Origin of the sequence: Pseudoalteromonas sp. MT33b, assembly GCF_014117385.1 — a bacterium.
GTDB lineage: Bacteria > Pseudomonadota > Gammaproteobacteria > Enterobacterales > Alteromonadaceae > Pseudoalteromonas > Pseudoalteromonas lipolytica.
The window spans coordinates 484876-500207 of sequence record NZ_CP059831.1; the positions used below are offsets into that span (position 1 = coordinate 484876).

The following is a 15332-nucleotide window of genomic DNA, read 5'->3' on the forward strand; positions in this document are numbered from 1 at the left end:
CACGATGAAAGAAAACAGCACTCGTCCTGCGATGCGTCGAATTGACACCATCCACTTTATTGGTATTGGTGGCGCTGGGATGGGTGGCATTGCCGAAGTACTTGCTTTTGAAGGCTACCGTATTACCGGCTCAGATATCGCACACAGTGCCATGACAGAACGTTTGATTCATGTCGGCGCAGAAGTGTTTATCGGGCATGATGAAAATAATGTCAAAGATGCCAGCGTGGTCGTGGTATCAAGTGCGATTAACGATCAAAATCCAGAAATTAAAGCAGCAAAAGCGGCGCGTATTCCGATTGTTCGCCGCGCAGAGATGCTTGCAGAATTAATGCGCTTTCGTCATGGCATTGCCGTGGCAGGAACACATGGTAAAACCACGACAACAAGTTTAATTGCGAGCATTTATGCACAAGCAGGGCTTGATCCCACTTTTATTATTGGCGGCCTGCTAAACAGTGCGGGTAGTAATGCGAAGGTTGGTAAAAGTGATTTTTTAATTGCCGAAGCCGATGAGAGTGATGCGTCGTTTTTACACTTACAGCCGATGGTGTCGGTGATCACAAATATCGAAGAAGATCATATGGATACCTATGGTGGCAGTTTTGAGAAAATGAAAGACACCTATGTCGACTTTATTCATAACTTGCCATTTTACGGTTTAGCGGTTGTCTGCATAGATTCTGAGGTGGCTGCAGAGCTTATTCCTCGTTTTGGTCGCCCAGTGATCACCTACGGTGAATCGGCCGATGCTGATTACCGCATGGTTGATTTTAGCCAGACAGCCAATACCTGTTCATTCAATGTAGTGAATAAACACGGTGAAAGCTTAGCTGTTAGCTTGAATATGCCAGGCAAGCACAATGCATTAAATGCAACCGCTGCGATTGCGGTGGCAAAAGATCAAAATATTGCAAATAATGCAATTTTAGAAGCGCTGGTAAAATTTGAAGGTGTAGGCCGTCGTTTTCAACATTACGGCACATTTGAAAATGAACGCGGTAATGTGATGTTAGTCGATGATTATGGGCATCACCCATCAGAAGTGGCCGCAACCATTGCTGCTGTACGTGAAGGCTGGCCAGATAAACGGTTAGTCATGGTGTACCAACCGCATCGTTATAGCCGTACTAGAGATTTATACGAAGATTTCGTTAAAGTACTTGCCGATGTCGATCAGTTATTACTGCTTGATGTTTATGCTGCAGGTGAAGAGCCCATAGTCGGTGCCGACAGTAAGAGTTTATGTCGTAGTTTACGCCAACGCGGCAAAGAGCCATTGCATGTAGCAAGCAGTGCAGAGCTTGCGGGTGTGCTTGCTGATGTAATGCAAGATAATGATTTAGTTTTAACGCAAGGCGCTGGTAACATAGGCCAATTAGTGAAAAAGTTAGCAGCAAGCAACTTGTCTATTGAACAACTTAAGCAGGTAAATGTATGAGCCAGACAAGCGACAAATTTGGCAAAGTAGCAGTTCTTTTTGGCGGTACATCAGCTGAACGAGAAGTCTCGCTTAAATCAGGCCAAGCCGTATTGAACGCATTGCAGAGTGTTGGCGTTGATGCCATCGCATTTGATCCTAAAGAACAGCCTCTTTGGCAATTAAAAGAGCGCAATATTGAACGAGTATTTATCGCACTTCATGGCCGAGGCGGTGAAGATGGTACGATTCAAGGTGCGCTTGAATTTATGGGACTTCCTTATACTGGCAGTGATGTATTGGGCTCTGCATTGGCTATGGATAAAGTGCGTTGTAAGCATTTATTTAAAGCAATGGGTTTAAGCACAGCACCTTACACCGTTGTTGATAGCCGCCATGAGTTTGATAGCCAAGCAATCATAAATGAATTAGGTAAGGTGATGGTTAAGCCATCGCACGAAGGGTCAAGCATTGGTATGGCTGAAGCGCATACGGCTGAGCAGTTAGATGCCGCTTTAAATGCGGCCTTTAAATTTGACAGCCAAGTACTCGTAGAGCAATGGATTACGGGGCGTGAATTTACCGTCGCTGTTTTAGGTCAAGATGTTCAGCCTGTTATTGAAATGACAACACCGAATGGTTTTTACGACTATCAGGCTAAGTATCAATCAAATACCACGCAGTACCATTGCCCTGCAGATTTATCTCAGCAAGAAACAGAATTATTGCAAGATATGGCTCTTAAAGCCTTTGATTTAGTTGGCGCGAGTGGCTGGGGGCGTGTTGATGCAATGCGTGATGAACAGGGGAATTTTTACTTATTAGAAGTGAATACAGTCCCAGGCATGACCGAAAAGTCGTTGGTGCCAATGGCGGCTAAAGCCAATGGTGCAAGTTTTGAACAATTAGTTGTTCGCATTCTGGAGCAAACACTTTAATATGCATCCTTTTTTGAAGAAAGCGCAACAGTTAAAACAGCAACTTAATTGGTCGCTGATTTTTGGTGTGAGCTTTTTTCTGGTGGTCATTTTTTCTTTAGTAAAGATTACCACAGGGGTGTCTGATTGGTTGGTTGAAAACAAAGATGCGCAAATTAAGCATTTATCAGTGCTTGGACAGCCTCAATACACTGATGAAAAAGCAATTATTAGTGCGATAAAAAAAGCCGACTTATCGAGTTTTTTTGAATTGGATGTCAAACATGTGCAACGCTTGGTACAAAGTCTGCCATGGGTCGCAACGGCATCAGTAAGAAAACAGTGGCCAGATACCTTACAAGTGTATGTGGTTGAGCACCAAGCGGTAGCCCATTGGAACAGTGATTTACTCTTGAATCAATCAGGGGAAGTGTTCCAAGCAAGTAGTGATAAATTACCTGATACGCTACCGCAGCTATATGGCCCTGAAGGCAGTGAAATAGAAGCTTGGACGGCTTTTCGTCAGTTTCAAGCAATGCTAAGGGTGAATGATTTAGAGCTGACAAGTTTAGCGCTCTCTGAGCGTTTTTCGTGGCAGTTATGGCTTGATAACGGCATACGCCTGAATTTAGGCCGCAAAGAAAAAGCGAAGCGTGTACAACGTTTTATTGACGTTTATCCGCGCATGGAACAACGTGCAGATGCACAAATTGATGTTGTTGATTTACGGTACGATACCGGTCTTGCAGTGAGCTGGAAGCCACTTCAAGAAGAACAATTAGAAAATAAGAGTAAGGCATGACTAAGTCAGCAGAAAGAAACCTAGTGATTGGATTAGACGTTGGCACCTCAAAAGTAGTGGCCACCGTTGGTGAAATCACCGCAGATAATAAGCTCAGTATTGTGGGGGTAGGCAGCCAGGTATCGCATGGTATGGATAAAGGCGGCGTAAACGACCTTAACCTTGTTTCTGAATCGATTCGTCGTGCTATTGACGAAGCAGAACTGATGGCCGATTGCCGCATTAGTTCAGTGTACTTAGGTATTTCTGGTAAGCATATTCAGTGTCAGAATGAAAGCGGTGTGGTTGCTATTAACAACACCGAGGTGACAGATGAAGACATTGAAAATGTGATTCATATTGCGCGTTCAGTGCCAATTTCGGCAGAGCGCAAAATGCTGCATGCATTACCGCAAGAATACAGCATTGATATGCAAGAAGGCATTAAAAACCCATTGGGTATGAGTGGCGTGAGAATGGAAGCGCGAGCCCACATTATTACTTGCTCAAACGACATGGCAAAAAATATTGAAAAATGTGTAGAGCGATGTGGTCTTGAAGTGGACCAACTTATCTTTACTGCATTAGCGTCATGTTATTCCGTACTGACTGATGATGAAAAAGAGTTAGGGGTAGCGGTGCTGGATATTGGTGGCGGTACAATGGATATCACCATTTATATTAATGGTGCGCTTCGTCACTCAGCCGTTATTCCTGTTGCGGGTAATCAAGTAACGGGTGATATTGCAAAAATATTTAGAACACCTATATCACATGCAGAGTCACTCAAAGTACAATATGCCTGTGCAAGCAGCCAAATGGCGAGCAACGAAGACACGATTGAAGTGCCAAGTGTGGGTGGGCGACCTGCGCGTATTATGTCTCGTCATACCTTATCTGAGGTTGTTGAGCCGCGTTTTAGAGAATTATTTGAGCTGGCTATGGAAGAAATACGCCGCTCAGGTTTAGAAGACCAAATTGCTGCGGGTCTCGTCATCACTGGCGGAACAGCAAAAATGACAGGGGCAATGGAAGTGGCAGAAGACATTTTCCAAATGCCAGTCAGAATTGGCAAACCAATCGGGATTGTTGGTTTGACAGATTATGTGGATGATCCTTCGTACGCGACCGCGGTTGGTTTGTTACAATACGGCCGTACTATGCAATCGATGAATGCACAAAAATCGAAAGCTGAAGGTGATAATAATTGGTGGAACCGTATTACGAAGTGGTTCCAAGGTGAGTTTTAAAGCTCAAGTCGGAGAGTAAAGATGTTTGATATGATGGAACAGCACAGCGAAGAAGCTGTCATTAAAGTAATTGGTGTGGGCGGCGGCGGCGGTAACGCTGTTGAACACATGGTAAAACAACAAATTGAAGGTGTACGTTTTATTGCGGCAAATACGGATGCACAAGCATTACGTAATTCATCTGCCGATGTAACCGTGCAACTAGGTACACAGATCACCTCTGGTTTAGGTGCGGGTGCAAACCCTGAAGTAGGCCGTAATTCAGCAGAAGAAGACGCTGAAACTATCCGTGCTAGCCTTGAAGGCGCTGACATGGTCTTTATCGCAGCCGGTATGGGTGGCGGTACAGGTACGGGGGCTGCGCCTGTGGTTGCAAAAATTGCAAAAGAGTTAGGGATCTTAACGGTTGCAGTGGTTACTCGTCCGTTTGATTTTGAAGGTAAAAAGCGTGCTGCAGCGGCTGAACAAGGCATTAATGAATTGTCAGAAATTGTAGACTCTCTTATTACAATTCCGAACAATAAATTGCTTAAAGTTTTAGGCAAAGGGACTACACTATTAGATGCCTTCGCAAAAGCAAATGACGTGTTATTTGGTGCTGTTCAAGGCATTGCAGAATTAATCACACGCTCAGGTCTAATCAACGTGGATTTCGCCGACGTACGTACTGTAATGTCAGCGATGGGAACTGCGATGATGGGCACAGCGTCAGCATCTGGCCCAGACCGTGCACAAGAAGCAGCAGAAGCCGCTATTTCAAGTCCATTACTTGAAGATGTTGATTTAACAGGTGCTAAAGGCATTCTTGTTAATATCACTGCGGGCATGGATATTGCGATTGAAGAATTTGAAATTGTGGGTAACCACGTTAAAGCATTAGCGTCTGAAAATGCAACCGTGGTTGTTGGTGCGGTAATTGACCCAGAAATGAGCGACGAGTTACGTGTAACTGTTGTTGCAACAGGTTTAGGGGGCGATCGTCGTCCACAGTTTGGCATCGTTGATAATGGCTTTAAGAAAGCATCAGGCTCTGATGTACAAAGCTCAATGAACCAAACGACTAGCAGCATGTATGTACCAAGCTTTGCAAGTCAAGGCAGCAGTGATGATGTGAGCATGTCAGCAACATCTGAAAAGCAAGAGCCTGTAAAGCAAAGCACAACAAGCAGCTCTGTCTCGTCAAAGACAGCTGAGAGCAATAAAAAGTCTGATAAATCAGAGGGTGGCGATTATTTTGACATCCCCGCTTTCTTAAGAAAGCAAGCTGACTAAGACTTTTTACTGGTAATTTGTTCGATAAATAAACAAATTTGGCAGCTGGATGTATTTATGATACAATCCGCCGTCTAACTGTAACTATAAGTGAGCGAACCTATGATTAAACAGCGTACGATTGCAGAAGTAGTCAAAGCCATAGGAATTGGACTTCATAAAGGTGAGAAGGTCACTATTACTCTCCGACCTGCGAGCGCAAATACTGGGATAGTATTTCGTCGTGTGGACCTTGATCCGGTTGTTGATTTTGAAACAACACCTGAAGCCGTTGGTGATACGCAATTGTGTACCTGTTTAACAAACAAAGATGGCGTTCGCTTATCAACGACTGAGCACCTAATTGCTGCGGTAGCGGCAATGGGTATTGATAATCTAATTGTTGAATTAGACAGCTCAGAAGTGCCTATTATGGATGGTAGTGCATTACCATTCATTTACTTGTTACAAAAAGGCGGCATTAAAGAAGTAAATGCAGCTAAGCGCTTTATTCGTATTAAAGAAAAAGTACGTATTGAAGAAGGTGATAAATGGGCTGAGATCGAACCATACGATGGTTTTCACATCGATTTCGAGATCGCATTTGATCATCCTGCTATCAATGAAAGTCGCCAACGTATTGGTTTAGATATTACGGCACAAAGCTTCACTGAAGAAATCAGCCGTGCGCGTACTTTTGGCTTTATGAAAGACATTGAATATATGCATGCAAACAACCTAGCCTTAGGTGGTAGCATGGATAACGCAGTTGTTTTGGATGAATTTAAAGTATTGAATCCAAACGGCTTACGTTACAGCGATGAGTTTGTTAAACACAAAATCTTAGACTGTGTGGGCGACATGTTTATGACGGGCCATAACATTCTAGGTAAAATCACGGCTTATAAGTCAGGCCATGATTTAAACAATAAGTTACTTCGTAAAATTATGGCGACTGAGTCAGCATGGGAATGGGCAACATTCGATACGCCAGTGACGATGCCAGCACCAGGCCTAGAAGTAGCAACAGCTTAATCGCACGCATATTACAGTTATAAAAAATGACGCTTTAAAGCGTCATTTTTTTTGCTTTACGATAAGCATAACTTGTATTACCAATCCGCAAAAATACTTAATCATTTTGAGTTGCTATAAACCAAGAATAGCTTCCAGTTCACATAACTGATTTATTTGGTAGGTGGGTGTAATCCCTTCAGGTAACTCAACGCCAGGGTGCTGAAGCCAGCAGGTATCAATGCCAACATTATGGCCACCGAGAATGTCACTGGCTGCGGTGTCACCCACCATTAAAATCTGTTCTTTCGGTGGATTATCCATTAACTGAAAAGTGTGTTGAAAAATCTCGGGTGCGGGTTTGGCTTTACCCACTAGCTCAGAAATCACCAGCCAATCAAACATGTCTTGCAGTCCTGTATGCTCTAGGCGCTTTTGCTGAAGTTTGGCAAAACCATTGGTAATGATACCCAATCTTGCGTGAGGCTTTAGCTTATTGAGTAGCTCAACGGCACCGGGCAATGGCACACAAATAGATGCCATCGCTTCTAAAAAGGCATCATTAAGCGTTTGAGCGGGCACATTGAGTTTGTTTGCCCATTCGGTAAAACGGGTTATCTGTAGCTCATTGGCAGTAATTTCATGCTTTTGATAGGCAACCCATAGTGGTTTATTGGTTAATTGATATTCATGATAATCTGTCTCTGTAAAGTCTACGCCGTAATTGGCGAACATTACTTTAAGACCTGCAAATGCGTTAAAACTAAACAGGGTTTCATCGGCATCAAATAAAACATGTGTATACTTCATGATATTCCAAGTTTATTGGTTATAAAGTGTAGGGTGTAAAAACGGTGCCATAGCCAATGTAAGCGCTTGTATATAGGTGCTTTCGCGTGTTGCATTGTGATTGGTTAATAAGCCAATTGCACCACCTTGCTGTTTGATATTGACGGTATTGAAGGCTTCATCCATCACATCGCCCAACTCTTTACCCGCAAGTAATGCCTTGAAGAAAGGAGGTGGTAAAGGTAAGTTGCTGCTGCGGCCGACACTGAATTGTTCGCTATTGGCAATAACGACGAATGCAAACGTTGCTGCGCCGTAACTAAATTGCTCTGCGCCACCTTCCATTGCTGTGTAGAAATCGGCTTCGTAATGCGCTTGGCAGTATTTTACGCGATTTTCTGCCCCTATGCGGGTTTCATCTTCACCTAAAGGTTGGTCGGGGACGCCAGACGGTGCGTGAACACCTTGGCACTGAATGGTGTGCTCAGGAAAGTAAAGGCTAAAAATATGTTTAGCAGCATTCACTTTTACAGGATTTTTAGATCCCACTATTACATTTAATGTCGTTTTCAAGCTGACTACTCCATCATTCCAGGCTGAGTCAGCAGTGTACCCGAGTCATTTAAATCGGCAAGTCAACGGGGGCTAAATTTTCAAGGGCACGTTTTTTTAGAATAATATCTTTAATGAGTGGTGTTAGTACCAGCTCCATGGCTAAGCCCATTTTTCCTCCAGGCACCACTAGCGTATTGATACGTGACATAAAGCTGCCTTCTATCATGCGTAAGTAATAGGGGAAGTCCACATCTTCAATACCTCTAAAGCGAATAACTACAAAGCTTTCATCAAGCGAGGGAATATCTTTTGCACTAAATGGGTTTGAAGTGTCTACAGTCGGTACGCGCTGGAAATTGATGTGAGTACGAGAAAACTGAGGGGTGATTTGGTTTATATAGTCATCCATACTACGAATAATAGACCCCATTACCGCTTCACGCGTGTGACCTCGCTCTGAGGTGTCGCGGATTAGTTTTTGGATCCACTCAAGATTGATAATTGGCACCATACCAATCAATAAATCAACATGCTTTGCGACATCGTGATCTTGGTCTACTGCACCGCCGTGTAAGCCTTCATAAAAGAGTATATCTGTATTCGATTCTAAGTCTTGCCACGGTGTAAAAGTCCCCGGTAGCTGATTATAAGGAACGGCTTCATCAAAGGTATGTAAGTAACGTCTGATTTTACCTTGGCCTGTTTCGCCGTATTGATAAAACAGTTGCTCAAGCGCACCAAAGTCATTCGCTTCACGACCAAAATAACTGATATGTTTGCCTTCTTGCTGTGCTTCTCGCACTTTTTTATCCATTTCTGGTCGTGTATAACGATGAAAGCTATCGCCTTCAATAAAGGCCGCATCTATATTTAAACTTCTAAAAATATGCTTAATGGCATTGGTGGTGGTGGTGGTGCCAGCGCCAGATGAGCCGGTAATTGCGATGATAGGGTGTTTAGCTGACATAGTTGTTCTCGTTATTTGTTAAGCCGTGCAGTGTTACTTTTACCAATCAGAAAAACTGATAAAAAACGAACACGTCCTAGTTATAAAGGTCGAGCATAGTAAGGTCAAGTGACTGCCTGATTAAATAACGCTATCATGAGCCAATAAAAATTAAAACGAGAGAACATAATAAGATTACTTACCTCTTTCCTTTTTGGCGCATTTGGAATGTTTTTAAGCAGCCAAGCGGACGCAGCTATGCCTAAAAGCGAAGTGTTACTGGCTGATCTTGAGACCCCTTATGGTATGAAGGTAACAAGAATTACGGATAATAAAAGTTACAATAACCAACCGTTCTTAATTGATGAGGGGCTTTATTACACGCATGAGGTGCTTGGCGATGATGGACAATCGCAAACAGATTTATATTTCTATAATTTTACAACTCAGCAAGCAACAAATTTAACGCACTCTGCTGTTAGCGAATATTCACCCACATTAATGCCTAACAAGCAGGCGTTATCAGCCATCGTTGTGGAAGAAGATGGTAAGCAAAAGCTCTGGCAATATCCGTTGCAGGGTGAACAATCTGCTGCGCGTATCTTCGAGTGGATTGAGCCTGTAGGTTACCATGCATGGGGCGCCGACAACGACCTTGTAATGTTTATTTTGGGCGAACCACATACCTTACAATATACCACGGTTGCAGCTGCTAAACCGAAGGTCGTTGCGAATGCTATTGGCCGAACCTTACTTTTTGATGCGCAAACGAATAGCTACTTATTTAGCTACCACAAAGATAAGCAACATTGGCTGGCGCGTTTTACACCCCAATTTGAGCAAGTAACAGATATTTTACGTCTACCGGCACAATTACAAGATTTCACCTTGTTGGATGAGCAGACAGTTATTTATGCGATTAATAATCGCATTTATAAGCGAGATTTAATGAATCCAGAGCCGGTTTCTCAATGGTTAGATTTAACGTCTTATTGTGAAACCAAGATAACACGTTTGAGTTACCATAATAAAAAACTTGCCTTTGTTTGTGATAAATAAGTAACGCTTTTTAAGGGATTACTGTAATGTGGCTACTACTTCTCGTTTTAAAATAGGCGCGCATTTGTCTTTCTCTGCAGAACAACTTACTGAACAACTGATAAAACTTGGCTGTCGTAGTAACTTTAAAATAAAAAATATTAATGAGTTTATGCCCGCTAATTCCAAAGAAGCATTTTATGTGCATGAACAAAGCGGGCAGGCTAAATTAGTCATTAGGCCTGTTTTTGAGGTGTTTAGTGACGACTTTGAAGCATTGGACGGCATCTCTCGCATTAAAGATTATTTCCATAGCAGTGAAATGACACGTTTTCCTACACGTATTTACAAAAGTGCCCAGCCTATTCATTATGGGCTCGCATTTAAAGTTACTTCAGTGTTAGCGGCAGAGCAGTTTATTAAGCAATTTAATAAAATTTTAGCGCAATAATTTTAGCGCAATAATTTTAACGTAATAATAGTGTCGCTATTTTAATGAATGCAGTTGGTTAATTGCATTATAAGTTAATGACAGACACGGCTATAAGTGCGGACTCGTTAAGAGTTATGGTAATAAAAAAGGGTCACAATGTGACCCTTTTTCACATTGTGCTGTTAACGTTTAAGAAAACTATTCACCGAGGCCAGCTCGCGCTTTTTAAGCGAAAGGCAGTCATTGACGCTTTCTTCAAGCTTGCTGAGTGAGCGCTCATACCCTGGTACTTCAGAGATTTTATCAGTGAAGAAGGTTTTTGTTGTGGCTAAGCTTTGAGCATCACAACTTGCCGTTGTGAAAAACGGTAAGTTCGGTACAAAAAATGGCGGTAAGTTTTTAGTGATGGCATCGTAGTTGTTATAAATCCAATCAATGAACAACGCTTGGCGTTCTTTACCATAACTTAGACCCCCTAATAAAGTACGCATATCTGAGGCCGTTACTTCATCAGTTAGGCTGTACTCAAGGACTGCTTTTTGTAGCTCTGGTTTACCAAAATAACCCATTGCAGCAAGCATTTTTGTGCGTACTTGCGGATCTTTAGTGGTTTTGAACGTTTCTTTGTACTTCGCGAGTAGTTTTTCATCACCATGATAAGCTGCAAGGTTTAAGTAGGTTGATGCTAAATATGGGTCAACATTTTCAGGATTGTTTAAGTAAAGTGCGGCTTGTGCTTTAGCCGTATCAATGACTTTGCGATCTTCACCATCAAAACCTAGTCGGCTGATCACTTGTGCTCGTAGCTGAGATACTGCAGCATCTTCATCAGCTTTGGCTGTTAAGCCATATTGCTTCGCGGCAGGAGCAATGCTCTTACGGATAAACTTAGGCCATAAGTCGCGGTTGCTATCATCTTCAAAAACACGTTTTTGCGAAGCTAAGTAACCCAATGCTGTATTCGCTACAAGTGGGTGTGCATCGCTCACAAATGTTTCTAGGGTTTGCATTAAGCGGGCCGCTGAAATAACACCGGCATCAAGTAAAGAGTCAGCGGCAGAAAGGAGTGCCAAACGCTCACGGACTGTTAATTTGTCAGCTGCGTTATCTAGCAGGGCATTAAACTGCGCATCGTCTAGTAACCAACGGTAATAGCCCATAGCTCCTTGATCTGGGTAAATCCACTCAGGTTCAAAATCAAGTGTTAGCTGTTGTATTTTTTTGTTTAGCAGCAAGTTAGCTGTTTTTACTTTATCACCTGCACCATATTTTATAGCAACAGGCACGTTCCACAGTTGAGCAGGGGCTTCAACACCTGCATTCACAAAACGGCTCTGGCTGATAGTAATTTTCTTACCGTCTTGGGTTACTTTGATAAGTGGAAAAGAAGATTGCTCAATAAATGACTTTAATACACTCGCCACATCTTTATTTGAAGCTTCACCTAATGCTTGCCACAGGTCAGCTGCTTCAGCATTTTTATACGAGAATTTTTTCAAGTAGGCTTGAATACCTTGCTGAAAAGCATCTTCGCCTATCCAGTTTTCAACCATAGACAGTACCGCGCTCCCTTTACTGTAAGCAAGGCCAAGGCCATCCATGATATCAGCTTCAGTTTTAATCGGTTTACGAATGGGTTTCGTGCTTAAGCGTGCATCTAATGCCATCACATAGTTTTGCGGTAAATTTAAGTGTGATTCAAATTCAGGGTTAATTTGTGCCGTAATTTTTGCCGCCATCCAGCTTGCAAATGCTTCATTTAGCCATAAATCATTCCACCACTTCATGGTAACAAGGTTACCGTACCATTGGTGTGCAAGTTCGTGTGCAATGATTGATACATTACGTTCTTTTTTGCTACGAGTCGCGGTCGCTAAGTCAACTAATAGAATGTCTTCACGATAAGTTACAAGACCAGCATTTTCCATTGCACCGAATGGAAACTCAGGCACTGCAACAGAGTCTAATTTTTTATAAACGTAAGGGATACCAAAGTAATCTTCCAGTGCTTTGAGAACGCGAGGCATATTTTCTTTGGCGTAATCCGCAAGATGAATCTTACCTTGTGGCGTTAATACTCTGCCAGGAATTGGCATGCCTTTAATTTCTAGCTCTTCAAAAGGACCGACCGCCATTGCTACAAGATAAGAGGGAATAGGAGGCGTTTTATCAAAATAGTGTGTTGTCATATCGCCATTGACCGTGGTTTTTAATACCGGCGTGTTGGCATACACTTTTTGTGTTGTCGGTGCAGTAATCGTTAACTGAAATGGAATTTTATAACTCGGTTCGTCAAAAACAGGGAAGGCACGGCGTGCATCACTCATTTCAAATTGAGTAAATAAATAGGGAGTACCTTGATCAAGCGTTTTATATAAGCCCACACTTTGGCGGTTATAAGGCGCAGTAAAATCAACCGTTAGCGTATACTTTCCAGGTTGGATTTTTTCATCACACGAAAATTTTACTTTGCCTGTTTTCAGCATGTCTGCACTTAGGTCACAATTTTCGTCACCTAGAATTTTTGCCATACTGACCGCGTAATCAATACCGTTTAATTCAATATAGTTCGTTGCTTTGAGTACTTCGATGGCAATTTCAGTGTGGCCAGAAAAAGTGTCTTTCGCAGGATCAAGTGTCAGCTCTACCTGTTGTGAGCTAGGTTTTGCTAGTTTTTCTATTACATATTCATTGGCATGGACTGAGCTAACCGCAAGTGCAACACTCACAGTTAATAGGCTTTTTAAGAACATAAGTATCCCTGATTTTTTGTTGTTAGAAAGGCACCGACTTTGAGTGCTGTTTTCCATGCTATCAGGTTTTAAATTGAACAGTAATAATTAGTTAGTAACAAAGTTTGTCAATTTAATGATGGCGTTCAATGAAGCGTTGCCAGTGCAACTGTGGATTAATTTGTCTCACATTTTGTAGAATGCCGTTAAGCAACGACATATCGTTAAATAAAGAGCCTGAAAACTCTTTAAAGCCCATTAAATAGTTAAACGCATCTTTACTGTTAGCTTGTATTGCATGAATACGCACTTGTTGTTCAAAGTTGAGTCTTAAACTGCTGATAGCCGTTTTCATCCCTTGTTGATCAACATTGGGAATGGCACATTTTTGTAGATAACCAGCTCGTTCACCTTCACCAGAAAACCAAATACGGACTTTTTCACTGTAACGTCCTGACTTAGAAGGTAAATCAAACATTAAGCGGGTATGCCCTTGTGCTTTTAAAAAGTCAAGGTATGGGTCAAGCCCTGCTGCGAATAAGGCATCATGAATCGGCACAAAGCGTGACTTTATCTTGCCGTGGGTATGAAAGTGAAAGCAACGCACATTTGACAATGTGACAATATCATCAAGGGTGAGATGGCCAATTTCATCACTGTAAGCGCCAGTATAATAAGCAAAAAGAGGAAGCCAAAAATGCCAGTGTTTTGCTTGTTCACGGGGCAAAAGCTGATCACTAAAGATGTAACCAGTATACAGGGTATGTAACTCCATGGCCGAAAAGGGCCTACGACCGAGATGGGACTTCAACCTAATACCTTGATAATAAAGATGTCTTGAAGAGTATACCTGAGAAATGTAAAGTTTCCAGCAAATGGCACTCTGTAACCACAGTACCATTTGCTGTCAATATAGTTAGTCGCAAAGGGCCTTAGCAAGACCTACAGGCTCTATTTCGACGCATACTTGGTCGTCGTTCCAATTTAGACCAACGAGCGCATCATCCTCGTTTAAGTCTTCAACCCACTCATCTAAAAATTCGTCTAAACCAATTTCTACCGGTGTATAGTCATTCCACTCGTCTTTACATTGTGCTTTTGCAGCGTCTTCTGTGCCCCATAGCAACAACACATCAGTGTCGCTAAATTGGTTTGATTCACACACAACAAAACCACCATCTTCGGCACCAAGTGCCCACATAGACTCGTTTAAACGTACTTTTTCAACAAAGTTAACTAATTCTGATTCTATTTCGATATCGCTCATTTGCTTAACCCTTATCATTAATTTCGTGGATCTGTGTGTTTTACAGCTGCTTTTGCTGAGAATTGTTGATAAAAGTCCGCTAAATTCTCGAGTTGACTCCAATCAGTTAATTCACGAAAGCAAATCCAATCTAGCAAGCAGTATAAACTGATGTTGAGGTATTCACAGCTTTTAAATGCAGGCTCAGATAAATGACTATTTAAATAGCGCAATGTTTCAGCAATTCGTTCATTTTGTAAATTAAAGAACAATTTATCGTCTTTTGTATCAAATCCTGAGCGCTGGCACAGTAGCATTTCAACGAGCGAATCATTGCAGGCGTTAATAATGGTTAAATGGTTTTCTTGCTGCCAGCTCAATAAAGGCTGATCTGACTTTTCTAATAAGTAGCGAATAATTGAGTTTGAATCGCATACACTAAAACCATTATCAATTAATACCGGAATTTTTCGAGCGGGATTGTGTGCAATCATAGTGTGTCTATCTTGCTGTGAAAAAATATCTAAATTAATAAACTCAAGCGCAATATCATTGTTCAGTGCCCACATTCGTATCCGGCGGACATACGGTGAAGTTGTTGAACCAAGCAGTTTCATAGATTAGTTTCCTATCAAAAAAAAAGCCGCGAAAGCGGCTTTTAACGATTCATTATGAAGTTAGTCTGTTCGGCTAGTTACTTCAAGTAGATGATAACCAAATTGAGTTTGCACAGGCCCTTGCACTTGATTTATTGGCGCTGAAAAAACAACTTTATCGAATTCTGGAACCATCATGCCCGGACCAAATTCACCTAACGCACCGCCATCTTGGCCTGAAGGACAATTTGAGTGAGTACGCGCGAGTTCTGCAAAGTCTGCGCCTTGATCAATTTGTTGTTTAAGGTCTAGACATTGTGCTTCACTGTCTACGAGTATATGTCTTGCGCTGGCTACTGCCATA

Annotated in this window: 16 protein-coding genes; 8 read left to right on the forward strand and 8 right to left on the reverse strand. The window is 42.1% G+C overall.

Annotated features, from left to right (window positions below):
* Window positions 1–4: 4 nt before the first annotated feature.
* From murC to lpxC, 6 genes are all read left to right on the forward strand, one after another.
* Window positions 5–1441: a UDP-N-acetylmuramate--L-alanine ligase gene (murC, locus tag H3302_RS02355; protein ID WP_206770699.1), complete on the forward strand. Its 1437-nt coding sequence runs from the start codon at window positions 5–7 to the stop codon at window positions 1439–1441.
* Entirely contained in the window at window positions 1438–2358 is a 921-nt protein-coding gene (locus H3302_RS02360) for a D-alanine--D-alanine ligase (protein ID WP_182396100.1), read from the forward strand. Before murC ends, H3302_RS02360 begins: the two co-directional genes overlap by 4 nt.
* A gap of 1 nt (window position 2359) precedes the next feature.
* Complete coding sequence (locus tag H3302_RS02365; protein WP_065978161.1) at window positions 2360–3139, forward strand: cell division protein FtsQ/DivIB; 780 nt, start codon at window positions 2360–2362, stop codon at window positions 3137–3139.
* The gene (ftsA, locus tag H3302_RS02370; protein ID WP_036971185.1) at window positions 3136–4368 is read left to right on the forward strand and encodes a cell division protein FtsA; all 1233 of its coding nucleotides are present in this window, start codon (window positions 3136–3138) and stop codon (window positions 4366–4368) included. The genes H3302_RS02365 and ftsA overlap by 4 nt, the downstream gene beginning before the upstream one ends.
* Before the next feature lie 21 nt (window positions 4369–4389).
* Complete coding sequence (gene ftsZ / locus H3302_RS02375; RefSeq protein ID WP_036971183.1) at window positions 4390–5640, forward strand: cell division protein FtsZ; 1251 nt, start codon at window positions 4390–4392, stop codon at window positions 5638–5640.
* Between the two features lie 102 nt (window positions 5641–5742).
* Window positions 5743–6654 carry a UDP-3-O-acyl-N-acetylglucosamine deacetylase gene (gene lpxC, locus H3302_RS02380; RefSeq protein ID WP_036971181.1) on the forward strand — a complete coding sequence of 304 codons (912 nt, stop codon included), beginning with the start codon at window positions 5743–5745 and terminating at the stop codon, window positions 6652–6654.
* Window positions 6655–6768: 114 nt separating this feature from the next.
* Here lpxC and yjjG read toward each other — a convergent pair whose 3' ends face one another.
* From yjjG to H3302_RS02395, 3 genes are read right to left on the reverse strand one after another with little or no spacing between them, the layout of a single operon-like run.
* Entirely contained in the window at window positions 6769–7443 is a 675-nt protein-coding gene (gene yjjG / locus H3302_RS02385; RefSeq protein ID WP_182396101.1) for a pyrimidine 5'-nucleotidase, read from the reverse strand.
* 12 nt (window positions 7444–7455) lie between these two features.
* Window positions 7456–7995, reverse strand: a complete 540-nt coding sequence (yjjX, locus tag H3302_RS02390) for an inosine/xanthosine triphosphatase (RefSeq protein WP_065978158.1) — start codon at window positions 7993–7995, stop codon at window positions 7456–7458.
* A gap of 49 nt (window positions 7996–8044) precedes the next feature.
* A complete protein-coding gene (locus H3302_RS02395) occupies window positions 8045–8944 on the reverse strand; it encodes a phosphoribulokinase (RefSeq protein ID WP_036971173.1) in 900 nt (299 codons plus the stop codon).
* Window positions 8945–9151: 207 nt separating this feature from the next.
* Between H3302_RS02395 and H3302_RS02400 the strand changes: the two genes are divergently transcribed.
* Both H3302_RS02400 and H3302_RS02405 read left to right on the forward strand, forming a co-directional pair.
* Window positions 9152–9982, forward strand: coding sequence for a hypothetical protein (locus H3302_RS02400; protein WP_182396102.1), 831 nt, complete (start codon window positions 9152–9154; stop codon window positions 9980–9982).
* Between the two features lie 64 nt (window positions 9983–10046).
* Entirely contained in the window at window positions 10047–10412 is a 366-nt protein-coding gene (locus H3302_RS02405) for a hypothetical protein (RefSeq protein ID WP_065978156.1), read from the forward strand.
* 164 nt (window positions 10413–10576) lie between these two features.
* On the opposite strand, the gene H3302_RS02410 is transcribed toward H3302_RS02405, so the two are convergent.
* From H3302_RS02410 to H3302_RS02430, 5 genes are all read right to left on the reverse strand, one after another.
* Window positions 10577–13147, reverse strand: coding sequence for a M1 family metallopeptidase (locus H3302_RS02410; RefSeq protein ID WP_182396103.1), 2571 nt, complete (start codon window positions 13145–13147; stop codon window positions 10577–10579).
* A 112-nt stretch (window positions 13148–13259) separates the two neighbouring features.
* A complete protein-coding gene (locus H3302_RS02415) occupies window positions 13260–13937 on the reverse strand; it encodes a hypothetical protein (RefSeq protein WP_182396104.1) in 678 nt (225 codons plus the stop codon).
* Between the two features lie 105 nt (window positions 13938–14042).
* The gene (locus H3302_RS02420) at window positions 14043–14393 is read right to left on the reverse strand and encodes a DUF2750 domain-containing protein (protein ID WP_036971160.1); all 351 of its coding nucleotides are present in this window, start codon (window positions 14391–14393) and stop codon (window positions 14043–14045) included.
* A 17-nt stretch (window positions 14394–14410) separates the two neighbouring features.
* Complete coding sequence (locus H3302_RS02425; RefSeq protein ID WP_182396105.1) at window positions 14411–14989, reverse strand: glutathione S-transferase family protein; 579 nt, start codon at window positions 14987–14989, stop codon at window positions 14411–14413.
* 60 nt (window positions 14990–15049) lie between these two features.
* Window positions 15050–15331 (reverse strand): peptidylprolyl isomerase, encoded by a 282-nt coding sequence (locus tag H3302_RS02430; protein ID WP_182396106.1) that lies wholly within the window; start codon window positions 15329–15331, stop codon window positions 15050–15052.
* Window position 15332 lies beyond the last annotated feature (1 nt).